The organism is Gottfriedia sp. NPDC058432, from assembly GCF_042721555.1.
GTDB lineage: Bacteria > Bacillota > Bacilli > Bacillales > Bacillaceae_G > Gottfriedia.
Genome location: NZ_JBHXLC010000012.1, coordinates 21659 through 46711, shown reverse-complemented (window position 1 = coordinate 46711; position 25053 = coordinate 21659). Strand labels below are relative to the sequence as shown.

Genomic DNA, 25053 nt, shown 5'->3' with positions numbered 1-25053 from the left:
TTTATTTTTCAACATACCTCATCTCGTCAACATAGGCACGGGCATGACCCCAGAAATACTTTGTAGGTTGCATATATTTTTCTAATCCAGCGCGTTTAATCGTTGCAAAAGCTTCTTCATTTGCTTCATTTAAAACAGTGCTTTCATGAACGGTATGTACATTTCTACCTTCCATAATAAGTTTTCCATCTACAATTACGTGGTGTACATCATTTGCTACTGCTTGAAATACTAAGCGATGAACATGCATATACTCTGGCGTCAAATGTGGTTGATGAAGATTAACTGTGATGACATCTGCTTTTTTCCCAATTTCAAGTGAACCAATTTCATCATCCCAGCCAATACATTTTGCTGCATCAATCGTGATCATTTCTAAAAGCTTGCCAGGTGGTAAATAATAATAGTCTCTAAGCGCTGCTTGATGTACAAACTGTGTTTTCCTCATTGCCTGGAATAAATCAAAGCTCGTAGATGGTGAGGTACCATCTGTAGAAATCGCAACAGTTGCTCCCATTTCAATTAATTCTGTAATTGGTGTACGTGCATTAATTTGTCCAAAGCCTGGAGAAGCACTAATATTTGTACCAGTTTCAGCTAATATTTTGGCTTCATCGAATGAAATTCCTCGACAATGCTGAAGATGAACATCAGGACCTAATAACGCATTTTCTTTATCTTGAATTGCTAAATGAATCATTCCACCAAATGCATCTGAGTGAATTCTTGTATTATATTTCCTAGCAATCTCTCTTATTTTTTTAGCTTGATAAAGATCATGTTTTGTTAACCCGTAAAGTCGATCTGGAGAAGTCGGGTATGAAGGATCAACAGACGTTACAATAACAAATGGTGTAATAAAAGCTCTTGTTCGATCATCATTTGCATGATTTAACGCTTCAATAACAGCTTCTGCTCCTTTTAGTACTTCTTCATAAGTAACTTCTTTCTCAATTCTTTTCCCATCAACCCATCTACTAAATGAATGTGGCCAAGGTGGGTTACACGGACCAGTACAAACTACTTCACGCACACCTACTTCGTTGTATGCTTTTGCATGGTTTATTGCAAAGATTGGATCATCCGATCTCGGTTCTGAGCCTAAAACGCTAACTCCCGTTGTTATGCCTGCTTTTAAACGTTCAAGTGCTGATAACTTTCCTTCGTAATACCAAAAATCATCAGTCACATAATGCTTGTATGTATTCGTCATAATCGGCATCCAAAAATCGATATTTTCCATCGCAATTGTTTTAAACATCGAATGACCACCATGGCCATGAACATCTATTAATCCTGGTAAAATACATTGATGACTACAATCAATTACTTTCTTAGCCTCATACTTAGTATTCAAGTTTTCAGTTAAATCAACGTCTACAATTCTCCCATTATGAATTGCAACTGCACCATTTTGGATAATTCTTCTTTGTGCATCCATTGTGATAACAGTTCCATTAACTAATAGCAAATCAATCATTTTTTCTCCTCCTATTCTTTAGGCTGATCTTCATGAATTTGTGATATTCTCAAAAAAACAGCATAATACGATTATGCTGTCAGTTTGTAAACAAAGTTCTAAATTTTGATACTCAGACTGATTGAAAACGCTTGTCTTTCGAGGCGCGAAGTCTGGTGAGGAGCGGAGTTACCTTAGACGGTAATGAGCACCGCAGACAGACGAAGCAACGAAGAAAGCGAGCGTTTGTCAACAGTCTGAATTACTTATTTCACTGTTACATCATCAAGCATTAAATAACTTGCTGGGTTTAACCAAAGTCCTTTAACTGATGAGGCAGTAACTGCTAAATGCTCATAGTTACGAATAGGTACATATGGTACATCTTTGTTTTCAATTTCCTGTGCTTGAGCATAAAGTTCTTTACGTTTTTCGCTATCCGATTCTTGACGAGCTGATTCAATTAATTTATCAACTTCTGGGTTACTATAGAATGAACTATTTCCTGCTGCACCTTGGGATTTACTATCAAATAAGTTAAATTGGTTATAGTCGCCATCACCAGTAGCATTTCCCCATCCACCAATTGAAACTTGATGTTGACCTTTTGCAATTGCATCAATATAAGCTCCGTATTCAAGTACTTGAATTTTCACATTAATACCAATCCCTTTTAATTGAGATTGAATAACTTCAGCCATATTTATTCTTTCTTTACGGTCACTAGTTGTAAGTGTAAATGATAGGCCGTCTTTAATTCCTGCTTCTTTTAATAGCTTTTTAGATTCATTAATATCGTAATTATAGCCTTTAATATTCGGATCATATCCAAATACTTTTGGACTCATTGTTGAATTTGCTTTTGTTCCAACATCGTTATATACACCTTTAATAATTGAATCTACTTCAATTGCATGTGCAATCGCTTGACGGACACGAACATCATTAAATGGTTTTTTCTTTGTATTGAAGCTTAAATATTCTACAGCTAGTCCATCTGTGCGGTATAAATCCATTGTGTCAGAAGCTTCAATTCGATCGATTTCTGTTACAGGCACTTGATCAGTTACATGTGCTTCACCAGTTTCGATCATCGCTAATCTTGTAGCATCTTCAGGAACTACTTTAAAGACTACACCATCAATTTTAGGCTTATTACCCCAGTAATCTTTATTTTTTTCAATTTTAATTTCTTCCCCTGATTTCCAAGATTTAAATACATAAGGACCAGTTCCAACTGGATTTCGTCCAATTTTATCACTGTTTTCTTTAATCGATTTTGGACTAATAATATCTCCTTCATTACTCATTAAAATTGATAAAAGTGGAGCATATGGGTATTTCAAAATAAATTGAACAGTTGAATCATCTACCACTTTAACTTCTTTTATCATTTCAAATTTACCAGCTTGTGGTGATGCAGTTTTTGGGTCAAGTACTCGATCAAAATTTGTTTTAACTGCATCTGCATTAAATGGTGATCCATCCTGGAACTTAACGCCTTTGCGTAATTTGAACTCCCAAGTCACGTTATCAATTTGCTTCCATTCTGTTGCTAAAAGAGGTTTTGGCTCCATATTTTTATCTGGTTCAACTAATGTTTCATATACCTTTTCATAAACAACGTTTGCTGATGGTATATCAGTAATAAAATGTGGATCTAATGTAGTCGCATCAGATAGTCTAGCTACAACCAATGTTCCCCCTGCTTTTGCCTTTGTTCCTGTTGCACTACTGCTTGTTTGGTCTGATGTACAACCTGCAAGCGCAGTAGAAACTGTTAATAATGATGCAAATAATACTCCAGCTGTCTTTTTCTTCATTTTTTTCTTCCTCCTCTTATACTTGCCCCCATGATTCTCTTGTTCACCATTTTTCCTGAGTACGTAGGCTTATTCAAATTATAAAAAAAAATAAAATTTTATATTTTCAGAATCTTTACTCGTTTTTTAATTATCTTTACTGCTTTTCCGCATTATATTTACTTCAATTCTAATTTTGAATAAATTTAAACAAAGAAAAGGGGGAAAAAGAATGAAAACAGAGATTGTATTGAATAACAATGAAATCAAATCAGAAAAAAAAGAATCTCAAAAACTAAAAAGATGGAAAGTATTTTATAAGAAGTTTAAAAAAAATAAATTGGCACTAGTTGGTGGATATATCGTACTTTTTTATATTTTAGTAGCTTTTTTGGCACCACTCATTTCACCGAAGGATCCTTTTGCGATTGATTTAATGCACAAACTGCAACCTCCATCGCTGGAACATTGGATGGGAACAGATGATAAAGGAAGAGATATTTTAAGTAGAATCATTTATGGAAGTCGTCTTTCAATTTCTGTTGGTTTCGTATCTGTCCTATTTGGAGCAATTTTCGGTATCACTCTTGGGTTGATTGCAGGTTATTACGGAAAATGGGTTGATACGATTATTATGAGGGTTGTTGATGTTTTACTAGCATTCCCAGGTATTCTACTAGCACTTGCGATCATTAGTGCACTAGGTCCTAGTCTAATTAATGTAATGGTTGCTGTCGGTATCTTTTCAATCCCAACGTTTGCACGAATCGTTAGAGGATCTACGTTATCCGTCAGAAAGCTTGAGTATATAGACGCAATTCGTGCATTAGGTGCAACTGATTCAACAATTATTTTCAAACATATTTTCCCGAATATTCTTTCACCAATAATTGTCCAAGCTACGTTAAAACTTGCTACAGCTATTCTTTCAGCAGCAGGCTTATCATATCTAGGATTAGGTGCTCAGCCTCCATCACCAGAATGGGGAGCGATGTTAAGTAGTGGACGTGATTACTTATTTACGGCACCCCACATTGCCTTATTTCCGGGTATTGCGATTTCAACACTTGTATTAGGATTTAATATTTTCGGAGATGGACTAAGAGATGCTCTTGATCCAAGAATGAAAAAATAAGGAGGAAAGTCAATGTTTCTATTTATTGTCAGAAGAATTATACAAACTATTCCGGTTTTACTTGGTGTAAGTTTAGTCGTTTTTTTAATCATGCAGATGGTTCCTGGTGATCCAGCAACACTACTTGCTGGTGAAGGTGCTACGAAACAAACAATCGAAATGGTTCGTCATTCACTTGGACTTGATCGTCCTGTCATTATTCAGTATTTCGACTATGTTGTTCATGTATTACAAGGAGATTTTGGTGAATCGCTTCGAAATAATCGTCCAGTATTAGATGAGATTATGATTCGTTTGCCTATTACAATTGAACTTGCACTGGCTAGTATTTTCATTACAGTTGTACTTGGTATGCTAGCAGGAATTATATCAGCGACTAAACAGTACTCTGCAGCTGATATTACAATTATGATTGTCGCTTTACTAGGAATCTCTTTACCAAGTTTCTGGTTTGGTTTGATGCTGATCTACTTCTTTTCAGTTAATCTTCATATATTCCCAGTTGCTGGCTGGGGAACGTTTAAACATATGGTCCTACCAGCATTAACATTAGGTGCAGGTGGTGCGGCAATTGTAGCTAGAATGACTAGGTCAAGTATGCTTGAGGTTGTTCGTCAAGACTATATGCGTACAGCAAGAGCAAAAGGATTAAAAGAGCATGTCATTATTTATAAACATGGTTTAAAGAATGCTCTTATTCCTGTTATTACTGTTGTTGGACTTCAGTTTGGTGCATTACTAGGTGGTACCGTTTTAACAGAGTCAGTTTTTGCAATTAATGGACTAGGTAGATTAATTGTTGATGCAATTAGAACGAGAGATTTACCGATGGTTCAAGGTGGAGTTTTAATCGCTTCAGTTATCTTTGTATTTATGAATCTAGCTGTTGATATTCTTTACCGTTACTTTAATAAACGAGTTGACTTGAATTAAGGAGGTCCTACTATGAAAAAACAATTTGATGAAACAATTCTTGAGGTTAAAAATTTGCAAACCTACTTTTATACAGATGAAGGAACAAGTAAAGCAGTTAATGGAATTAGCTTTTCACTAAAAAAAGGTGAAACACTTGGAATAGTAGGAGAATCTGGAAGTGGTAAAAGTATTACATCATTATCACTTTTAGGATTAATCCCCTCTCCTCCAGGAAAAATAGCTGGTGGCAGTATTCTTTTTAAAGGTGAAGACTTACTAGCAAAAACAGAAAAGCAAATGCGTTCCATTCGAGGAAATGAAATTTCAATGATTTTTCAAGAGCCGATGACATCTCTAAATCCTGTATATTCAGCTGGCGAACAAATTGCAGAGGCGATTCGTCTTCACCAAAAATTAGGCAAAAAGGAAGCTTGGGAGAAAGCAGTTGAAATGCTTCGACTTGTAGGGATCCCATCTCCTGAAAAACGTGCAAAGCAAGAGCCACATGAGCTTAGTGGTGGAATGAGACAAAGGGTTATGATTGCAATGGCACTTGCTTGTCACCCAGAAGTATTAATCGCAGATGAACCGACTACCGCTCTTGATGTGACAATTCAAGCTCAAATTCTGGAATTAATTAAATCACTTCAAAAAGATTTAGGTACAGCCGTAATATTAATCACGCATGATTTAGGCGTTGTTTATGAGACTTGTGATCGAGTGGCTGTTATGTACGCTGGAAGAATTGTTGAATATACTTCAGCAAAAGAACTTTTTAATAGCCCTAAACACCCATACACAATCGGGTTATTAAACTCTCTTCCACGTCTCGATATGGATCAAGATGAATTAACAACAATACCTGGTACTGTACCTAGTCCATATAATATGCCTAAAGGCTGTAGTTTTGCGCCACGCTGCGCACACGCAAGGGAAATGTGCCATCAGTCAGTGCCCGATTTACAAACAATCGACAAAAATACTGAAGTCAGCTGTTGGATGTACACATCGCAATGGGAAACAGACTATACCATCAAAGAGAAAGTTGGGATTGAATAATGTCATTACAACTAGTGGATAAAAAAATACTACTTAATGTAGATCATTTAAAACAATACTTTCCAATCAAAGGTGGCATTTTAGGAAGAACGGTCAATCACGTAAAAGCTGTAGACGATATTAGCTTCAACATTTATGAGGGAGAAACTTTAAGCATTGTTGGAGAATCCGGTTGTGGTAAGTCTACTACTGGTAGAGCCATTCTAAGATTGGACGAGCCTACAAGTGGAAGCATTCATTTTAAGGAAAAAGATTTATTAAGCTTAGGAAAAAAAGAAATGCGTAAAATAAGAAAGGATCTGCAAGTAATCTTCCAGGATCCGTTTGCATCACTTAACCCTAGACAAACAATTGGACAAATTTTAGCTGAAGCATTAGCAATTCAAGATGTCGTTCCAAAAGAAGAACGTAAAGCAAGAATTGAGGAATTATTAGGGCATGTTGGTTTAAGACCAGAAGCAATGGAGAGATATCCTCATGAATTTAGTGGTGGTCAACGTCAGCGTGTCGGAATTGCACGTGCACTTGCAGTTGATCCAAAACTAATCATTTGTGATGAAGCAGTATCTGCTCTAGATGTTTCAATCCAAGCTCAAGTATTAAACTTATTAAAATCGTTACAGAAAAAATTCTCACTTACCTTTCTTTTCATCTCACATGATTTAGGTGTAGTAAGACATATTTCTGACCGTGTAATGGTAATGTATTTAGGGAAGATTGTTGAGATTGCCGATAAAAAATCTATTTTCGAAAATCCGCAGCATCCTTATACACGTGCACTATTATCTGCTATTCCAGTACCAAACCCAGTACATCAAAGAGAACGAATCATCTTAACAGGAGATGTACCTTCTCCAATCGATCCTCCAAGCGGTTGTCGTTTTCACACAAGATGCCCTTTCGCGATCGATATTTGCAAAACAAAAGTACCTGAATTAAAAATATCTGAACAAAATCATCAAGTTGCTTGTCACATAATTAATTAAATAGTATTCTTATAGGCGTGAAGTAAAGGAAAAGAAGAGAATTGATCCTGCCATGTAGAAATTCTACTTCTATTAAAAATATTAAATGCTTATAAAATTGGATTATAAATCGAATTTTGATTTAATCAAGATGTTATAAGGCTCCTATGGAAAAAGGCGCGAAGGCTAGAGACTCCTCTAAGTATCTCCAGTGGGATGCTCAGCTTCGTTCCATTCCATTGGAGATACTTTAGTTGTAATCAACCATTTATAAACAAAGTTTTCGAAAAAATTAAAAATATTATTAAAAAAACTAATTGAGGTTCTTCATGCTTAGTTACGAGGGATTTACTTTACTAATTATGCTATTTATTTTAGCTCCTATTATGGGAGCTATTGCTTTATTATTTTTGTTTATCTTTGAAAAAAGAATTGATTTACTTGAAAATAAAAATAGAGAAATTCGGTTAGAGCATGCATTACAAGAAGCCCAGTACAATAAATTAAATCAGCAAATTCAACCGCACTTTTTATTTAATACACTCAATGTCATATTAAGCTTAGCTCGTTTAAACCGAACCTCGGAATTAATCCGAGCTCTAGAAACATTCTCTCAATTTTTAAAGTTTAAATATAAATCTTCAGAGCCATTAATCCCTTTAGATCAAGAAATACAATATACTCAATATTATTTAGATATTCAAACACTACGGTTTGGAGATCGTCTTAAAACTCAGTTAGATTGTCCAAAAGAATTATATAAAGCGCTAGTCCCCCCTTTTATTTTGCAAACATTAGTAGAAAATTCATTTAAACATGGTTTAGAAAAAAAGGTTGGAGAAGCTTTACTGGATATTCGATTTTATCAAGATTCCGAGCTAGTTTGTTTAGAAGTAATTGATAATGGTTTAATGGGAATGACTAATTCTTTTTCTAATCAAGAAGGCCATGGATTAGACAATATAAAAAAGAGATTACAACTATATTTTGGTAACAGTGGACATGTACTGATTACATCAAATGAATCAGGAACAAATGTTAAGGTCGTTTGGCCACTTATATATGACTCTATAGAGTAAAGGAGGGAAAATGAAGTGAATGTATTATTAGTAGATGATGAACCATTAGAGCTTGAACAGATGGAATATTTGATAAAAAATATGTTTCCATTATGGAAATTTTATAAAGCTGCTGATGCATGCCAAGCAATAACAATTAATCAAAATCATAAAATTAACATTGCGTTTCTAGATATCAATCTACCTGGGCGGTCTGGACTAGAGTTTGGCGAAGAGCTTAGAGCACAAAATAAAGACGTAGATATTATTATGGTTACAGCATATCAAAGTTTTGATTATGCTCAACAGTCAATCCGAATCGGCGTTCTAGATTATTTAACAAAGCCAATTATTGAAAGTGAATTATATAAAGTTTTATCTAAATATAGTGATACCGATACGTCAAACCAATATTCTAGTTTAATACATCAAACTCTTTTATATATTCATGAGCATTTCGCTGAAAAACTGTCTCTTTCTGACGTAGCTCGAGAAGTTCATACGAATCATACTTATTTAAGTAGAAAATTTCACGAAGAAGTCGGTGTATCGTTTTCAGAATATTTAATAGACTATAGAATACAAGCAGCTAAGCGATATTTAACAAATAATCCAAATTGGAACATATCCGATGTAGCAGAAAACTCAGGCTTCAATAGTCAGCATTACTTTAGTACTTTATTCCGCAAAATTGAGGGCATTACTCCAAAAGAGTATCGTGAGAAAGGAAAATAACAGTGAATTCACGTTCATTTAGAGAATACGTGCAAGGTCCTATTCAAATTGGAATGGGAATGGGAATTATTTCTCTCTTGGCACGTTGGGTAACAGGAACTACGATATTATCTTCGCCAGAATCAATGATTAAATATGGCGTATTTGGTGGAATCGGATATGCATTTTTAGGTGCTATTGCTTTATTTGTATTTAGTTTTATTGGGAAAAAGGTTCGACAGGAGTACCCTGATGGTCTAACAATTGGAGATTATTTGAAGAAAAAACTACATCCACTTGGTTATTGGATTATGATTTGTATTTTAATATTAACTAGTTTACACATATTATATATACAGTCGATCACTGCTTCTACTTTATTTCATTTTCTTTTTAATTTACCGTTGTACATAGAAATAATCATTTTTATAAGCTTTTGTGTACTTTTTGCAGGTTTTGGTGGATTAAAAATGATACATGGATTAGCAGGATTCCAAGTCATTACAATGTTTGCAGCGGCAATTTTAATTCCGTTGTATTTTTTCGTAAAAGAGGGTGTTCAACCCGTATATGATGGGATTAAATTATACCATCCATACATGCTCGTTATTGATCATTACGATTTATGGGGTTTTTTATTTTCTGGCTTATTAGTCGGATTTGGTCAGTTTTTCTTTGACATTACTTCATGGCACCGATTATTTATGATTGAACCGAAAAAACTCCGCTTAACATTCTCAATATCAGGCTTAATATGGTGTATTTTCCCACTTTCATTTTCATGCCTTTTTATTATTGTTATATTTACAGGTGGTTTTACAGATATTCAATCAATATTAGTCGGTTTAGCAAATAAAATAACAACACCATTTTTTTTCATACTTTTTGTTTTATGTGCATTTAATGCAATTACTTCTACATTTGGTGCGGTTCTACATTCGCTTGCTAGCTTAATCATTATCAATATAATAGAGCCATTTCATACGATAAAAAATGATCAAAAAAAAATAAAACTTGCTTATCTTCTATCTGTGATTATTGGCGCGATCATCTTTTTCGCTACAATTATTCAATCAAAAAAAATTATTGAGCTATTATTTTACTCAGGAAATGTCTATTCAGCATTGTTATTTCCAATTTTAGTTATTGTCTTTAGTAAGAATAAGGTCGGTAATTATATTCCAATTAGTATTGTACTTAGTATTATACTTTCTTATATTGTTCAGCCGTATGTAGGTGAATTTGAAAGTATTTGGTTGAGCTTATTATTTTCTATTGTGATTATTATTCTTGGTTTTACACTCCAATTTTTTAGTAAGAAAGAGACTGTAAATATGTCGTAACGAAGAGCTAATCAGTTGACTTGATTAGCTCTTCTTGTTGTTGAAAAACAATCTTGTAATTAATTACCAAAATTTTCGTAAAAGGAGTTGAGTGTTGTTGATTTCCATTACAGGATGCTCGCTTTCAATGGGGCGAGACCTGAGCCTCCTCGTCTTTCATTTTTAAATTGCTTAAAAATGATTTATCATTTATTATTTGCCCATGAGATTAAATCGATGAAATTAAATTATGGGGGTTACATTATGAAGATTTTACTTTTTGGAGCAACTGGAATGGTTGGACAAAGTGTATTAAGAGAATGCTTACGAGATCCTTCTGTTAGCTCGATTTATTCAATTGGTCGCAGTATTACAGGTATTCAACATGAAAAATTCTATGAAATTAAGCATTATAATCTGCTTGATTTATCTACAATTGAGAGTCAAATAACCGGATTTGATGCATGTTTTTTTTGTCTAGGTGTTTCATCATTTAGAATGACAGAGGAAGATTATCGTAAGATTACATATGACCTTACACTATCCATTGCACGTACATTATCAATATTGAATCCTCAAATGACTTTCATTTATGTCACTGGCTCAGGTACCGATCGTACGGAGAAAGGTCGTACAATGTGGGCTAGAGTGAAGGGAAAAACAGAAAATGACTTGTTAAAATTACCATTTAAAGCTGCATACATGTATCGACCAGGTGCTATTATTCCGCATAAAGATATAAAATCAAAAACTAAACTATATCAATACGGCTATAACGTAACGAAACCTATCTATCCGATACTAAAAAAAGTATTTCCAAACTCAATAACAACTTCAGAACAAATTGGTCGATCCATGATCAATATTGCCAAGGCTGGTTATCATAAGCCTTTAGTTGAGGTTGAAGATATTAATAGGACAGCAGAAAAGTGAAAGTAAAAAAGGCATAGGGAAAGTATTTTTCCTTCTTTCCCCTAACCCTCTTCTCATTAAGTATTTAAATATGGAGCTCCTCGTCTTGTGTTTGCTGCGGATGATGCGTCCTCACTAGTATCTAAGTATGGGCTACCACCTTCGTCATAATTAATTTTATTGGAATCGTTCTCGCTTGTGTCTAAGTATGAGTTAGTAGCAACGTGGATATGATTGTCATCAGTATCTTTTGATGTTTTATGTTCTGACATTATAAGTTCACCTCCGTATTTATATTGTGTATGGATGTTAACATTAAATTACAGGTAGTTTGAGGGAATTATTACATCCATTTCAAAGTTTATATCATGTTGTTTTTTTCACTTATCTCCCCATTTATGTAGTTAAAATACCCTTATCGATTTATTCCCCGATAAATTGTCAAAAAATTTTGTATTTTCTTTTCTAAATTTCGACAAGTTTTTAAAGGGAGTTTTATTAAAATTTGATTAAATACGTGTATACGTAAATAATACAAATTGGAGAGATTTCATGAAAAAAAGAATTGCTGCCTTATCGATTTGTTCTGTTTTATCATTTTCATTACTTATTGGTACACAATCCAAACCAGCAAAAGCTGCACCTGAGGAGCTTCATTATGTTTTAGCTTATAAAGGTAGTTTACCAAGCAATTTCACAGATAAAATTTCAAAAGCTGGAGGTTCTGTGGAACGAATTATTTCAGAAGTTGGAATTGTTGAAGTTTCATCATCTAATAGTGAATTTTTAACTAATATTAAAAAAGATACAAGCATTCAATCAGCTGGTAAAGAACTTCAAGCATACTTGGAAGCTGACCCAGATGATAAAATTGAGTTTACTCCTGGAACACCGAATGGTGAAAAAGTAACGCTTGATGCTAACTCTAACTCCTACTGGGACAAACAATGGGACATGCAGAACTTAACTCATAATGGAGATTCCTATAATATTAACAAAGGAAGTCATAAAACGGTCGTAGCTGTAATCGATACAGGAATCGACTTTGGTCATCCAGATTTAAAAGCTAATGCAGATCTTGCTGGATCAAAAACATTTGTTCCAGGAACGACAGATGCATGGGATAAAAATGGCCATGGAACGCATGTTGCTGGCTCAATTGCAGCAAATGGAAAAGTTAAAGGCGTTGGACCTGAGTTAACAGTTCGAGCTTATCGAGTTTTCGGTGCAACTGGTGGAGCTGAACAGTCATGGATTACAGATGCAATTGTTTCAGCTGCAAACGATGGAGTAGATGTAATTAATATGTCGATCGGCGGCTGGCGTTGGATGGCTAATAACTTAGACGAAAAAGGTGAGTCAGCTTCAATGGTGGCATATCATCGAGCGATTCAATATGCAATTAAAAAAGGTGTAACGGTCGTTGTATCTGCGGGGAATGACTCAAGAGATTTTAACAATATACACGATATGCAAGATTATTGGAAAACTACATACGGTTTAGATATTAAGGGACCTTCACGTGTTGTTCCTGCACAAATCCCAGGTGTCATTACAGTTTCTTCATCTAATCAGTGGTCAAAAGATAGTATTGCATTCTACTCAAATTATGGAAGTGTAATCGATGTAGCTGCTCCTGGTGGAGACAACGGGCCTGTATACGATGGATTATACCGTCAAAATCCAACAGGTAACTTTTTAAATAAACGTGATTATACATATCGTACTTTGTCTACTTATCCTTCATATCCAGTAGGTGTAAATGCAGCTAATCCAAATGGTACGAATGCAACAACACAATTTAGTGACGGAAAATGGCATGGCTATTCATATCTTCATGGAACTTCAATGGCAGCACCAAAGGTTGCAGGTATTGCAGGCGTAATTAAGGCAGCTCATCCTGAATATAATCCTGCTCAAGTAGCAGCAGCAATAAGACAAAGTGCACTTGATTATGGGAAAAAAGGACAAGATCCACTTTATGGTTCTGGTGAAGCAAACATTTATTCCTTCTTATCTAAAGATAAATAAGCGAATAAATTAAATTTTTAAGCAAGTAAAATAAAAAAGGATAGATAATCCAGAAGATTTCTAGATTATCTATCCTTTTATTTATATATTCCTTAGTTAACAGCTACATCTTCTAATACTCGGACAAATTCACCTTTATTTACTGGATAACCAGCTTCAGCGATTTTAACTTTTACAATTTTACCGATCATGTCTTCTGTTCCTTCGAACACGACTTTTAGATAATTGTCTGTGTAACCAATTAATAGTCCTTCTGCATCATCTTCAGTGTACTTTTCTTCCGGAATAACTTCTAGTACATCTCCATCAAACATTGATGCGTATTCTTTTGCAAGTTGATTTGATAATTCAATTAAACGATGTACTCGTTCATTTTTAACTTCTTCGTCAACTTGATCCTCCATACGTGCAGCTGGTGTACCTGTACGTTTAGAGTATGGGAATACGTGTAATTCAGAGAATTTATTATCTCGAATGAAATTGTATGTTTCCATAAACTCTTCTTCAGATTCGCCTGGGAAACCTACGATTACATCAGATGTAATTGAACAGTTTGGTAATACTTCGCGTAGTTTTTCAATTCTTTCAGCAAATTCAGCCATTGTATATTTACGACGCATACGTTTAAGAACAGTATCTGATCCAGATTGTAAAGGTACGTGTAGGTGTCGAACTACAATATTTGAATGACGAAGTACTTCAATTACTTCATCTGTAATTTGACTAGCTTCAATTGAAGAAATACGAACACGTTTTAATCCTTCAACTGTTTCTAAATCTTTTAATAACATTGCTAAGTTGTAATCTTTCATGTCTTGACCATATCCACCTGTGTGAATACCAGTTAAAACGATTTCCTTATAGCCTGATTCAACTAATTGAGTAGCTTGTTTTACAACTTCTTTTGGATCACGAGAACGCATTAAACCACGTGCCCATGGAATAATACAAAACGTACAGAAGTTATTACAACCTTCTTGTATTTTTAATGAAGCACGTGTACGATCAGTAAAAGCAGGTACATCTAGCTCTTCATAAACTCGTGCTTTCATAATATTTCCTACTCCATTAATTGGTTGACGTTCTACTCGGAATTGTTCGATATAATCCAGCATTTTCGTACGGTCCTGTGTACCAACAACGATATCCACCCCAGGAATTGCCATGATTTCGGCTGGAGATGTTTGTGCATAACATCCAGTTACACAAATTACTGCATCTGGATTTTTGCGCACGGCACGACGGATTACTTGTCTACTTTTTTTGTCACCTGTATTTGTAACTGTACATGTATTAATTACATAAACATCAGCTTTCGTTTCGTATTCTGTACGTTCATAGCCAGCTGCTTTAAACAGTTGCCAAATTGCTTCTGTTTCGTAATGGTTAACTTTACAGCCTAATGTATGAAAAGCTACTTGTGGCATTTCTTCACCCCATTAATTCAAAATGAAAGGAGGCAGCAGCTAAAACATAAAATGGTGCTGTTTCTGTTCGCAGAATTCTTGGTCCAAGTCCACATAGCTTAGCACCTTTTTCTTCTAGCTGATCAACTTCTTTATCTGACAAACCACCTTCTGGTCCGAAAACTACTAATAATCGTGAGCCTTCCTTTAGTGACTGGAATGTCTGAACAAGTCCTGCTGATTCTCCTGTTTTTGCACTTTCTTCATATGCAACAATACAAGCATCATAATGCTGTATTGAGTTAAGTAATTGTTGAAAAGATGCTGGCTGTTCCACAGTTGGTACAATAAATCGATATGATTGTTCAGCTGCCTCTTTTGCAATTTTTTGCCATCTATCAACCTTTTTACCAGCTTTTTTATCATCTAGTTTAACAATTGATCTAGCTGCAGCGAATGGTAAAAAACCAGAAGCTCCAAGCTCCGTACCTTTTTGAATGATTAACTCTAGTTTATCACCTTTTGGAAGTCCACTAGCAATCGTAATTGATATCGGCAGTTCATTTGTATTCTCAACATATTCTACAACAGCTGCTGTTATTTGTTCACTAGAAATATTTGTAAGTGTACAACGAACAGTTGAAGATCCTGGAACTGTACAAATGATCTCTTGATCAAGCTTCATTCGCATAACATTTGCGATATGATGAGCATCATCACCAGTTATTGTAACAAGATCATTTTGAAGCTGCGTTTCTTCTATAAAATATCTTTGCATATTACATTCCTTGTTCTGGCTTTTTTGCAATAATTGCAACCCAGTCCTCTAAATGTAGTACTTCCTTCACTTCAAAGCCAACTCGTTTAAGCTCATTTTCGATGTCTGCTTGTTTAGCACCTATAATTCCTGAAGAAATAAATGTTCCACCTGGTTCTAAAACATTAAAAACATCGTCTACGAAACGAAGAATAATTTCAGCAAGTAAGTTCGCAACAACTACTTGAAACGGACCTTCAATTCCTTGTAGTAAGTTACCTTGTCCAACTTTTATCACATCGTCTACTTTGTTTAATACAACGTTTTCTCTTGCACTTCGAACTGCTACATCATCTAAGTCATAAGCTTCTATATTTCTAGATCCCAGTTTAGCAGCCGCAATACTTAATACTCCTGAGCCAGTACCTACATCGATTACACGGTCAGTTGATTTTACAACCTTCTCAAGTGCACGAATACACATAACAGTTGTCGGGTGAGTACCAGTACCAAACGCCATTCCTGGATCTAATTCGATAATTAATTCGTCTGATGATTTGACTTCATACTCTTCCCAAGAAGGTACAATTGTAAATCGATCTGAGATTGAAATTGGATGATAATATTTTTTCCATGCAGTAGCCCAATCTTCTTCGTTTACTTCATGCACAGCAAATGTATTTTTTCCTAAATCAATATCATATGAAATTAAATTATTTATTGCTTCTTTTATTCCGTCGATTGTATCGTTTAAAAAACTATTCACAGGAAGGTATGCTTTAACGATTACACCTTCCTCTGGATAATCTTTTGGGTTAAGTTGGTAGATTTCACCGTAAACCTGTGCTCGCTCCTTCGTCAAATCAAACACATCCTCTATGACAACACCACTTGCACCAGCTTCGTGTAAAATGTTAGAAATCGGTTCAACCGCATCCTGTGTAGTGTGAATACTTAATTCTGACCATTTCATAAAACTACCAACTCCATTCATACTCTCTTCTTTACTTGGCAATACCCTCTAATCATAGTCAGATTTAGAGGGTGCCATTTAAATTACTTCTTCTATTTAGTGTTTCCACTTTTTACCTTAACTAACGTACTGAATTAATAACTTCCTTATTGTTCGCCAAAATTCTTAACCGCACGCTTTAACTTTGTAAAGAAAGAATCGTGTTTATCGTCTTTTTGACCTTTGCCAATATTGTAAAACTCTTCAAGCAATTCTTTTTGACGGCTTGTTAGTTTTGTAGGTGTGATAACTTTTACGATTACGTGTTGATCACCTTGACCATATCCACGTACATCTTTAATACCTTTACCTTTTAAACGCATTCTAGTGCCAGTTTGCGTTCCAGCAGGTATTTTTGTTTTTACTTTACCATGTAATGTTGGAACTTCAACTTCATCACCTAATGCAGCTTGTGCAAATGTTAATGGAAGTTCGCAGTAAACATCATTTCCGTCACGTTCAAAGAATTCATGTTCACGAACATGGAATGCAATATATAAATCTCCAGCAGGACCACCATTTTTACCTGGTTCTCCCTGACCTGAAAGACGAATTTGTTGTCCATCATCGATACCAGCTGGCACTTTAACCATGATTTTCTTACGAGTTTTCACTCGGCCAGCACCATGACAAGTATTACATTTATCTTTAATTATCTGACCAGTACCTTGACAGTGTGAACATGTCGTACGGTTCACAATACGTCCAAATGGAGTATTTTGTTCAACACTCATTTGTCCTGAGCCTTGACAATGATTACATGTTTCTTTTGATGTACCAGGTTTCGCACCTGATCCACTACATGTATGACATGTTTCTTCAGTTGGAATTTCAATTTCTTTTTCCATTCCAAATGCCGCTTCTTCAAACTGGATTGTCATTGTGTATTGTAAATCAGCCCCTGCTCTTGGTGCGTTCGGGTCACGACGACGTCCACCGCCACCACCAAAAAACTGACTGAAAATATCTTCGAATCCACCGAATCCGCCGCCGCCAAATCCGCCACCGCCGAAACCTTGGTTTGGATCTGTATGACCAAACTGATCATAATGAGCACGTTTTTGATCGTCTGATAAATTTTCGTATGCTTCTTGCACCTCTTTAAACTTTTCAGGTGCATCAGGATCCTTATTAACGTCCGGATGATATGTTTTTGCTAATTTACGAAACGATTTTTTTATTTCATCTTGTGATGCACTTTTACTAACACCAAGCACATCATAGTAATCACGTTTACTCATAGTGTTACAATCCGCTCCTTTCACATAAAGAATATTTTAACACATCCTGTGCTTTTCTAAAAGAAAAAGAAGAAGTCAAAGCCAAGGCTTCCCTGACTTTGACTTCCCTTAATGTTTTAAATATATATGTTGTCTAGTTCAGGCGTTACTGACCAAAACGCCTTCCACTTTTCGTTATTGTCTAGTTCCAGGCGTTACTGAGCAAACGCCTTCCACTTTTCGTTATTATTTATCTTCCTTAACTTCAGTAAACTCAGCGTCTACTACATCGTCTTGTTTCGCTCCGCCTTCAGCTCCACCTGCAGCTTGTTGTGCAGCAGCAGCTTGCTCATAAAGTTTCATTGATAAAGCTTGAACGATTTCAGAAAGAGCATCTTTCTTCGTACGGATGTCATCTAAGTTACCAGCTTCTAAAGCAGCTTTTAATGCGTCTTTAGCTTCGTTTGCTTTAGTAACCTCTGCTTCTTCAACTTTTCCTTCAAGATCTTTTAAAGTTTTCTCTACTTGGAATACTAATTGATCCGCTTCGTTTTTAAGATCTACTTCTTCTTTACGTTTTGCATCTGCATCAGCATTTAATTCTGCTTCTTTTACCATGCGTTCTACTTCTTCATCACTTAAACCTGAAGAAGATTGAATTACGATGTTTTGTTCTTTTTGAGTACCTAGGTCTTTTGCACGCACTGTTACGATACCATTTTTGTCGATATCAAACGATACTTCAATTTGAGGAATTCCACGTGGTGCTGGTGGGATATCCGATAATTGGAAGCGACCTAATGTTTTATTGTCATTAGCCATTGGACGCTCACCTTGTAGTACGTGAATGTCTACAGCAGGTTGATTGTCAGCAGCTGTTGAGAATACTTGTGATTTACTTGTTGGGATTGTTGTATTACGTTCGATTAACTTTGTAAATACTCCACCCATTGTTTCAATACCTAATGATAATGGTGTTACGTCTAGTAATACTACGTCTTTTACATCACCAGTTAATACTCCACCTTGAATTGCAGCACCTAGTGCTACTACTTCATCAGGATTTACACCTTTATGTGGCTCTTTTCCTGTTTCTTTTTTGATCGCTTCTTGAACAGCAGGAATACGAGTTGAACCACCAACTAAAATTACTTTATCAATTTGACTAGCAGTTAAGCCAGAATCTTTCATCGCTTGACGAGTTGGGCCTAAAGTTCTTTCTACTAAGTTGTGAGAAAGCTCTTCGAATTTTGCACGAGTTAAGTTTAACTCTAAGTGTAATGGACCAGCTGCACCCATGCTAATGAATGGTAATGAAATTTGAGTTGAAGTAATACCTGATAAATCTTTTTTCGCTTTTTCAGCAGCATCTTTTAAACGTTGTAATGCCATTTTATCTTGACTTAAATCAACACCGTTTTCTTTTTTGAATTCAGCTACTAAGTAATCAATGATCACTTGGTCGAAGTCATCTCCACCTAAACGGTTATCACCAGCTGTAGCTTTAACTTCAAAAATTCCATCTCCTAATTCAAGGATTGAAACGTCGAATGTACCGCCACCTAAGTCATAAACTAAGATTGTTTGGTCTTCATCCATTTTATCTAAACCGTATGCTAATGCAGCCGCAGTTGGCTCATTGATGATACGTTCTACTTCTAAACCTGCGATTTTACCAGCATCTTTAGTTGCTTGACGCTCAGCATCATTGAAGTATGCAGGTACAGTAATAACTGCTTTCGTTACTGCTTCACCTAAATAAGCTTCAGCAGATGCCTTTAAGTTTTGAAGAATGATCGCAGAAATTTCTTGAGGAGAAAAATCTTTACCTTCAATGTTTTCTTTATGTGTAGTACCCATATGACGTTTAATTGACATGATTGTGTTAGGGTTTGTAATTGCTTGACGTTTTGCCACTTCCCCAACTTGACGCTCACCATTTTTGAACGCAACAACTGACGGAGTTGTACGTCCACCCTCTGGGTTCGGAATTACTTTTGGCTCTCCACCTTCTAATACTGCGACACAAGAGTTAGTTGTACCTAAGTCAATACCAATAATTTTACTCATTGCATGTTCCTCCTAAAATCTACATAAGTTATATTTTAGTTTTTTTAAAAAAATTTTATATTTATGTTAGCGATATAAATAGACGCTTAACGAATTACTCGTTTACTTTAACCATTGATGGACGAATTACTCTGTCCTTTAGCTTATAGCCTTTTTGGAATTCTTGTAGAACTTCATTGGATGGTTTAGAATCATCACTTTCTTGCATTACAGCTTGATGTACATTCGGATCGAATTGTTCACCAAGTGCCGGGATTTCTTCTACGCCTTCTTTTTTCACAGCTTCAACAAGCAAACGGTAAACCATTTCCATACCTTGTTTTAAAGAAGCAGTTTGCTCATCTGTTGCTTCAACTTGTAGTGCGCGTTCGAAATTATCTAGTACTGGTAATAAATCAGTCACTAAACTTTGAGCACGATAAGTCATTAAAGATTGTTGGTCTAAAAGTGCACGACGTTTATAATTTTCGAAATCAGCATGTAGACGTAAGTACTTATTTTCCTTCTCATCTACTTCAGCACGAAGTTTTTGTAGCTCTTCTTCAGAAGAATTCACATTATCAGTTTTCTCTTCTGTATTTTCTACTGTAAAGATTGAAGGCTCTTCAACAGTAGTTTCTTCATTCACTACTTCTTCATTTAAAAGTTCTTCCTGACGTTCTGTCATGTCACCTTCACCTCCTATTTTTTTATATGTAATCCATTGTTTCTTTTCACAATGGATTTATTCAACATCCTTAGATGAAAATAATAAATTCAATTGTCCTGTAATTAAATGCATTAATGAGATTACTCGAGAATATTCCATTCGAGTTGGTCCTAATACTGCGATTGTACCAATTTGATCTTCACCTAAAGAATAGGTTGCGCTAATGATACTTACATTTTCTAATCCAGACTTTTCATTTTCCTTACCAATTTTGACACTTAAACCCATGTGTTCAAGAGGAATAATACTTTTTAGTTCATCTTGCCTTTCAATCATGTTTAACAAAATTTTCATTGTCTCAACATTATTAAATTCTGGTTGAGCTAAAATATTCGTTTTTCCACTTAAAAACAGTTTTTGTTCAATCGGTACGTCAATAGTGCCACCAATCATCTTTATAACGCTCTCATAATTCGAAATATGCGTACGTAAAATCATAGCAATTTCTTTATAAAGCTTGTCATTTATTTGATGAATCGGTACATTTACTAGTCGTTCATTTAATATATTTACCATTTTCTCAATATCACTCATAGACACACCAGGTGGTATAGTTACTGTTCGATTTTTAACAATACCTGTGTCTGTCACAATAATTGATACTGCTGTATTAGGTCCTATTGGAATAAGCTGAATATTTTTAAGCTTATTTTCAGTAACTTTTGGTCCTAGTGCAATTGTTGTGTAATTTGTTAAGTCAGATAGTATATCAGCTGAATTTTTCACAAGCTTTTCTATTTCAAAAATACGCTCGGCAAAAATACCTTTTATCGAACGAACATCATCGTCATTAACAATTTGTGGTGATAACAAATGGTCTACATAAAAACGATACCCTTTTTCAGAAGGGATTCGACCTGCAGAGCTATGAGGCTTTTCAATATAACCAAGTTCCTCTAAATCAGCCATCTCATTTCGTATCGTTGCTGAACTAAATGAAATACCTTCCTTTTTAGATAAACTCCTTGAACCAACAGGTTGTGCCATGCGAATAAAGTCATCGATAATAATTTGTAGTATCAATAACTGTCTTTCAGTCAACATGTTTATCACCTCTATTAGCACTCTTATCTAGTGAGTGCTAAATATATTATTAACTTAACAAATCCTTTATACGATGTCAAGAAGTTAAGGGCAGTAATAAAGAAGTACAGGATGAATGGATTAGGAATTTTTAAATACATAAGATCTATTCTATAGTCACATATCTCATCCGCTTTTCCTGCTCTTCACCTTACTGCTTTTAAAGTAAAAATGCTTGAAATACTTCGTTTCCGAGTAACTTCCCTTTGTGGGTTAATCGAAGAAATACTCCATTCATCTCCACTAATCCATCTTTCATTAGTTTTTCAATTACGTTCGGAAATACTTCATTAAAGTTTGAACCAAATTTTTCTTGGAATTTCCTTTCCGAAACTCCCTCCATTTTACGTAATCCTAAAAACATTTCTTCTTCCATTTTTTCTTGCTTCGTTACCGTATGCTCATGAACAATTGGGACACCAGTCTCATCAATCAACTGAAAATATTTCTTTAACGGTCCTGCATTTGAATATCGAATGCCATTAATATAGCCATGTGCTCCTGCACCAAATCCAAAATACTCTTCATTATTCCAATAAACAAGATTATGCTTACTTTCTAAACCGTTCTTTTCAAAATTGCTGATTTCATATTGATGAAAACCTTTTTCTTCTAAATACTTCATTAAAAAGTCATACATAGCTGCTTCATCTTCTTCAGGAGCCGGTTTAAGCTTGCCCCTATTCATTTCTATGTAAAACACGGTTTTTGGTTCAATAATTAATGAATACGCTGAAATATGCTGAATCGGTAACTTCATAGCTTTATCCAACGAATCAACGAATTGTTCCATTGTTTGACCTGGCAAAGCATACATTAAATCAAGATTGATATTATCTATTCCAACTTCTTTTGCAGTTTGAATAGCTTCTTCTATTTCATTAGGTGAATGTGTTCTTCCAATCTTTTTAAGTAAACCTTCATCAAATGTTTGCGCTCCAAAACTAATTCGATTCACTCCACCATCTTTTAAAATTTGAAGCTTCTCTTTTGAAATTTCATTTGGATTACTTTCAAAAGTGATTTCGATTTCTTTATTCCCTTTAATGATCTGTTTATTAATCATATCTACTAACGTTTGAGTTTGGGCCAAAGTTAATGCTGTAGGTGTTCCTCCACCTACAAAAACTGTTTTCAAATCTGAAATCGGATTTATTTTTAAACTTTCAACAATTTCTTTCTCTAGATATTCTAAATACTGATCAACCGGCTGACGGTCCATCATAAATTTATTAAAATCGCAGTAGTAACAAATCTGCTGACAAAATGGTATATGAATATAAACGGAAGATGCCATACCTTCTCCTCTTTTCTATGTGAAAAGCCCCTGATCCAATACCACCTAAGGTGCAGATTCAGGGACTTTTGTTGATTTTAACTTTTATGATTGTATATTTTCTTATGATATTTGTCTAATGAATCGCTTCACTATTATTAATCATTATTTACATCTTACTTTTTATTAATAACAATTTGAGTAAAAAATTATCAATTTAACATTAAAAAAAGCCACCGCAAATAAATTACGGTGGCCTCTCTAGATAATCATCAATCTATAATCGATGAATTCCTATTGATTATTAATCATCCATACGTAAAACAGCCATGAATGCCTCTTGTGGAACCTCTACAGATCCAACAGCTTTCATTCGCTTTTTACCTTCTTTTTGCTTATCTAATAGCTTACGCTTACGAGAGATATCCCCACCGTAACATTTAGCTAATACGTTTTTACCCATTGACTTAATTGTTGAACGAGCAACGATTTTTTGTCCGATTGCCGCTTGAACTGGAACTTCGAACTGTTGTCTTGGAATAAGTTCTTTTAATTTTTCAACGATAATTTTCCCACGGTCATAAGCAGCGTCTTTATGAACGATAAATGATAGAGCATCTACTTGTTCACCGTTTAATAAAATATCCATTTTCACAAGTTTAGAAACTTTGTAACCAATTAGTTCATAGTCAAATGATGCATAGCCTTTTGTACTTGATTTTAATTGATCAAAGAAATCATAAACAATTTCAGATAATGGAATTTCATAAGTTAATGTTACACGGTTAGCATCTAAATATTGCATATCGATAAAGTTACCGCGTTTCTTTTGGCAAAGCTCCATGATTGCTCCAACAAAGTCATTTGGAACCATGATTTTTGCTTTTACGTAAGGCTCTTCCACTCGATCAATTGATTGAGGATCTGGCATATGAGCAGGGTTATCAACGATAATCATTTCGTCTTTTGTTGTATAAACATTATAAATAACACTTGGTGCTGTTGTAATTAAATCAATTTTGAATTCACGTTCAATACGCTCTTGAATGATTTCCATGTGTAATAATCCTAAAAATCCACAACGGAAACCAAAACCTAAAGCTTGTGAAGTTTCTGCTTCAAATTGTAAAGCTGCGTCATTTAATTGAAGCTTTTCAAGTGCATCACGTAAATCATTATATTTAGAAGTATCAATTGGATATAATCCACAGAATACCATTGGATTTAATTTACGATAACCTGGTAGAGGCTCAGTTGCTGGATTCTCAGCAAGGGTAATTGTATCCCCAACGCGAGTATCTCCAACATTTTTAATAGAAGCTGTTAAGAAACCTACGTCACCTACAGTTAATTCGTCTCTTTGTGTAGTGCGTGGTGTGAATACTCCAGCTTCAACTACTTCGAATTCTTTACCTGTAGCCATCATTCTAATTTTTTGCCCAACTTTTACAGTACCTTCTACGATACGAATATAAGCTACAACACCACGGTATGGATCAAATAATGAATCAAAAATAAGTGCTTTTAAAGGTGCATCTGGATCGCCTGTTGGTGCTGGTACTTTTTCTACGACTTGTTCTAGAATTTCTTCTATTCCGATTCCTGCTTTAGCAGATGCTAATACCGCTTCTGAAGCATCTAATCCAATTACTTCTTCAACTTCTTGTCTTACACGTTCAGGCTCAGCACTTGGTAAGTCAATCTTATTAATAACTGGTAAGATTTCTAAATCATTGTCTAAAGCTAAATATACGTTGGCTAATGTTTGTGCTTCGATACCTTGTGCAGCATCAACTACAAGAATTGCGCCTTCACACGCTGCTAAACTACGTGAAACTTCATAAGTGAAGTCGACATGTCCAGGTGTATCGATTAAATGAAGAATATATTCTTCACCATTTTTAGCTTTATATTGTAACTGCACAGCATTTAATTTAATGGTAATTCCACGTTCACGCTCTAAATCCATTGAGTCTAATAGCTGAGACTTCATCTCACGCTGAGTTAGTGCATTTGTTTTCTCAAGAATTCTATCTGCTAATGTAGATTTTCCATGGTCAATGTGTGCGATGATTGAAAAGTTTCTAATTCTCTTTTGTCTTTCTGATCTTGACTCTTTGTTCATTTCATCACTCCTAAATTTCTCGA

Annotated in this window: 21 protein-coding genes; 9 read left to right on the top strand and 12 right to left on the bottom strand. The window is 35.1% G+C overall.

All coding sequences use genetic code 11. The annotated features are described in order from the left end of the window. Window position 1 precedes the first annotated feature (1 nt). Both ACFWM3_RS13860 and ACFWM3_RS13855 read right to left on the bottom strand, forming a co-directional pair. Window positions 2-1480 carry an amidohydrolase family protein gene (locus ACFWM3_RS13860; RefSeq protein ID WP_390311693.1) on the bottom strand — a complete coding sequence of 493 codons (1479 nt, stop codon included), beginning with the start codon at window positions 1478-1480 and terminating at the stop codon, window positions 2-4. A gap of 245 nt (window positions 1481-1725) precedes the next feature. Further along, window positions 1726-3282 (bottom strand): glutathione ABC transporter substrate-binding protein, encoded by a 1557-nt coding sequence (locus tag ACFWM3_RS13855; protein ID WP_056472881.1) that lies wholly within the window; start codon window positions 3280-3282, stop codon window positions 1726-1728. A 211-nt stretch (window positions 3283-3493) separates the two neighbouring features. On the opposite strand from ACFWM3_RS13855, the gene nikC reads away from it, so the two are divergent. The 8 genes from nikC (at window position 3494) to ACFWM3_RS13815 (ending at window position 11362) form a co-directional block, all read left to right on the top strand. Continuing rightward, window positions 3494-4396 (top strand): nickel transporter permease, encoded by a 903-nt coding sequence (gene nikC / locus ACFWM3_RS13850; RefSeq protein WP_390311692.1) that lies wholly within the window; start codon window positions 3494-3496, stop codon window positions 4394-4396. A gap of 12 nt (window positions 4397-4408) precedes the next feature. Next, window positions 4409-5329: an ABC transporter permease gene (locus tag ACFWM3_RS13845; RefSeq protein ID WP_056472874.1), complete on the top strand. Its 921-nt coding sequence runs from the start codon at window positions 4409-4411 to the stop codon at window positions 5327-5329. Window positions 5330-5341: 12 nt separating this feature from the next. Next, a complete protein-coding gene (locus ACFWM3_RS13840) occupies window positions 5342-6370 on the top strand; it encodes an ABC transporter ATP-binding protein (RefSeq protein WP_390311691.1) in 1029 nt (342 codons plus the stop codon). Beyond that, window positions 6370-7356 (top strand): ABC transporter ATP-binding protein, encoded by a 987-nt coding sequence (locus tag ACFWM3_RS13835; protein ID WP_056472869.1) that lies wholly within the window; start codon window positions 6370-6372, stop codon window positions 7354-7356. Before ACFWM3_RS13840 ends, ACFWM3_RS13835 begins: the two co-directional genes overlap by 1 nt. 308 nt (window positions 7357-7664) lie before the next feature. Then, entirely contained in the window at window positions 7665-8414 is a 750-nt protein-coding gene (locus ACFWM3_RS13830; RefSeq protein ID WP_056472866.1) for a sensor histidine kinase, read from the top strand. Between the two features lie 15 nt (window positions 8415-8429). Beyond that, complete coding sequence (locus ACFWM3_RS13825; RefSeq protein ID WP_056472862.1) at window positions 8430-9128, top strand: response regulator transcription factor; 699 nt, start codon at window positions 8430-8432, stop codon at window positions 9126-9128. Window positions 9129-9130: 2 nt separating this feature from the next. Next, window positions 9131-10450 carry a transporter gene (locus tag ACFWM3_RS13820; RefSeq protein WP_390311690.1) on the top strand — a complete coding sequence of 440 codons (1320 nt, stop codon included), beginning with the start codon at window positions 9131-9133 and terminating at the stop codon, window positions 10448-10450. Window positions 10451-10693: 243 nt separating this feature from the next. Then, window positions 10694-11362 (top strand): Rossmann-fold NAD(P)-binding domain-containing protein, encoded by a 669-nt coding sequence (locus ACFWM3_RS13815; RefSeq protein ID WP_390311689.1) that lies wholly within the window; start codon window positions 10694-10696, stop codon window positions 11360-11362. Between the two features lie 56 nt (window positions 11363-11418). Here ACFWM3_RS13815 and ACFWM3_RS13810 read toward each other — a convergent pair whose 3' ends face one another. Continuing rightward, entirely contained in the window at window positions 11419-11613 is a 195-nt protein-coding gene (locus ACFWM3_RS13810) for a hypothetical protein (RefSeq protein ID WP_390311688.1), read from the bottom strand. Window positions 11614-11893: 280 nt separating this feature from the next. Here ACFWM3_RS13810 and ACFWM3_RS13805 point away from each other — a divergent pair, with 280 nt between their 5' ends. Then, complete coding sequence (locus ACFWM3_RS13805; protein WP_390311687.1) at window positions 11894-13372, top strand: S8 family serine peptidase; 1479 nt, start codon at window positions 11894-11896, stop codon at window positions 13370-13372. 92 nt (window positions 13373-13464) lie between these two features. Here the strand turns inward: ACFWM3_RS13805 and mtaB are convergent, their stop codons facing one another. The 9 genes from mtaB to lepA form a co-directional block, all read right to left on the bottom strand. Next, the gene (gene mtaB / locus ACFWM3_RS13800; RefSeq protein WP_390311686.1) at window positions 13465-14799 is read right to left on the bottom strand and encodes a tRNA (N(6)-L-threonylcarbamoyladenosine(37)-C(2))-methylthiotransferase MtaB; all 1335 of its coding nucleotides are present in this window, start codon (window positions 14797-14799) and stop codon (window positions 13465-13467) included. 4 nt (window positions 14800-14803) lie between these two features. Next, window positions 14804-15556, bottom strand: a complete 753-nt coding sequence (locus tag ACFWM3_RS13795; RefSeq protein WP_056472848.1) for a 16S rRNA (uracil(1498)-N(3))-methyltransferase — start codon at window positions 15554-15556, stop codon at window positions 14804-14806. 1 nt (window position 15557) lies between these two features. Continuing rightward, a complete protein-coding gene (prmA, locus tag ACFWM3_RS13790; RefSeq protein ID WP_390311685.1) occupies window positions 15558-16508 on the bottom strand; it encodes a 50S ribosomal protein L11 methyltransferase in 951 nt (316 codons plus the stop codon). Window positions 16509-16654: 146 nt separating this feature from the next. After that, on the bottom strand, window positions 16655-17788 hold the full coding sequence (gene dnaJ / locus ACFWM3_RS13785) for a molecular chaperone DnaJ (RefSeq protein WP_056472845.1): 1134 nt from the start codon (window positions 17786-17788) through the stop codon (window positions 16655-16657). 225 nt (window positions 17789-18013) lie between these two features. Continuing rightward, window positions 18014-19837, bottom strand: coding sequence for a molecular chaperone DnaK (dnaK, locus tag ACFWM3_RS13780; RefSeq protein ID WP_335408083.1), 1824 nt, complete (start codon window positions 19835-19837; stop codon window positions 18014-18016). A 94-nt stretch (window positions 19838-19931) separates the two neighbouring features. Continuing rightward, the gene (gene grpE, locus ACFWM3_RS13775) at window positions 19932-20504 is read right to left on the bottom strand and encodes a nucleotide exchange factor GrpE (protein ID WP_390311684.1); all 573 of its coding nucleotides are present in this window, start codon (window positions 20502-20504) and stop codon (window positions 19932-19934) included. A gap of 57 nt (window positions 20505-20561) precedes the next feature. Further along, window positions 20562-21590, bottom strand: a complete 1029-nt coding sequence (gene hrcA / locus ACFWM3_RS13770) for a heat-inducible transcriptional repressor HrcA (protein WP_056472836.1) — start codon at window positions 21588-21590, stop codon at window positions 20562-20564. Window positions 21591-21789: 199 nt separating this feature from the next. Continuing rightward, on the bottom strand, window positions 21790-22926 hold the full coding sequence (gene hemW / locus ACFWM3_RS13765) for a radical SAM family heme chaperone HemW (RefSeq protein ID WP_390311683.1): 1137 nt from the start codon (window positions 22924-22926) through the stop codon (window positions 21790-21792). 283 nt (window positions 22927-23209) lie between these two features. Then, window positions 23210-25030 carry a translation elongation factor 4 gene (lepA, locus tag ACFWM3_RS13760; RefSeq protein ID WP_056472831.1) on the bottom strand — a complete coding sequence of 607 codons (1821 nt, stop codon included), beginning with the start codon at window positions 25028-25030 and terminating at the stop codon, window positions 23210-23212. Window positions 25031-25053: the final 23 nt, after the last annotated feature.

Bases quoted from the DNA above. Each gene is read 5' to 3' on its own strand.
- ACFWM3_RS13860 (WP_390311693.1), bottom strand. From the start codon at position 1,480: ATGATTGATTTGCTATTAGTTAATGGAACTGTTATCACAATGGATGCA.
- ACFWM3_RS13855 (WP_056472881.1), bottom strand. From the start codon at position 3,282: ATGAAGAAAAAGACAGCTGGAGTATTATTTGCATCATTATTAACAGTT.
- nikC (WP_390311692.1), top strand. From the start codon at position 3,494: ATGAAAACAGAGATTGTATTGAATAACAATGAAATCAAATCAGAAAAA.
- ACFWM3_RS13845 (WP_056472874.1), top strand. From the start codon at position 4,409: ATGTTTCTATTTATTGTCAGAAGAATTATACAAACTATTCCGGTTTTA.
- ACFWM3_RS13840 (WP_390311691.1), top strand. From the start codon at position 5,342: ATGAAAAAACAATTTGATGAAACAATTCTTGAGGTTAAAAATTTGCAA.
- ACFWM3_RS13835 (WP_056472869.1), top strand. From the start codon at position 6,370: ATGTCATTACAACTAGTGGATAAAAAAATACTACTTAATGTAGATCAT.
- ACFWM3_RS13830 (WP_056472866.1), top strand. From the start codon at position 7,665: ATGCTTAGTTACGAGGGATTTACTTTACTAATTATGCTATTTATTTTA.
- ACFWM3_RS13815 (WP_390311689.1), top strand. From the start codon at position 10,694: ATGAAGATTTTACTTTTTGGAGCAACTGGAATGGTTGGACAAAGTGTA.
- ACFWM3_RS13810 (WP_390311688.1), bottom strand. From the start codon at position 11,613: ATGTCAGAACATAAAACATCAAAAGATACTGATGACAATCATATCCAC.
- ACFWM3_RS13805 (WP_390311687.1), top strand. From the start codon at position 11,894: ATGAAAAAAAGAATTGCTGCCTTATCGATTTGTTCTGTTTTATCATTT.
- mtaB (WP_390311686.1), bottom strand. From the start codon at position 14,799: ATGCCACAAGTAGCTTTTCATACATTAGGCTGTAAAGTTAACCATTAC.
- ACFWM3_RS13795 (WP_056472848.1), bottom strand. From the start codon at position 15,556: ATGCAAAGATATTTTATAGAAGAAACGCAGCTTCAAAATGATCTTGTT.
- prmA (WP_390311685.1), bottom strand. From the start codon at position 16,508: ATGAAATGGTCAGAATTAAGTATTCACACTACACAGGATGCGGTTGAA.
- dnaJ (WP_056472845.1), bottom strand. From the start codon at position 17,788: ATGAGTAAACGTGATTACTATGATGTGCTTGGTGTTAGTAAAAGTGCA.
- dnaK (WP_335408083.1), bottom strand. From the start codon at position 19,837: ATGAGTAAAATTATTGGTATTGACTTAGGTACAACTAACTCTTGTGTC.
- grpE (WP_390311684.1), bottom strand. From the start codon at position 20,504: ATGACAGAACGTCAGGAAGAACTTTTAAATGAAGAAGTAGTGAATGAA.
- hrcA (WP_056472836.1), bottom strand. From the start codon at position 21,590: ATGTTGACTGAAAGACAGTTATTGATACTACAAATTATTATCGATGAC.
- hemW (WP_390311683.1), bottom strand. From the start codon at position 22,926: ATGGCATCTTCCGTTTATATTCATATACCATTTTGTCAGCAGATTTGT.
- lepA (WP_056472831.1), bottom strand. From the start codon at position 25,030: ATGAACAAAGAGTCAAGATCAGAAAGACAAAAGAGAATTAGAAACTTT.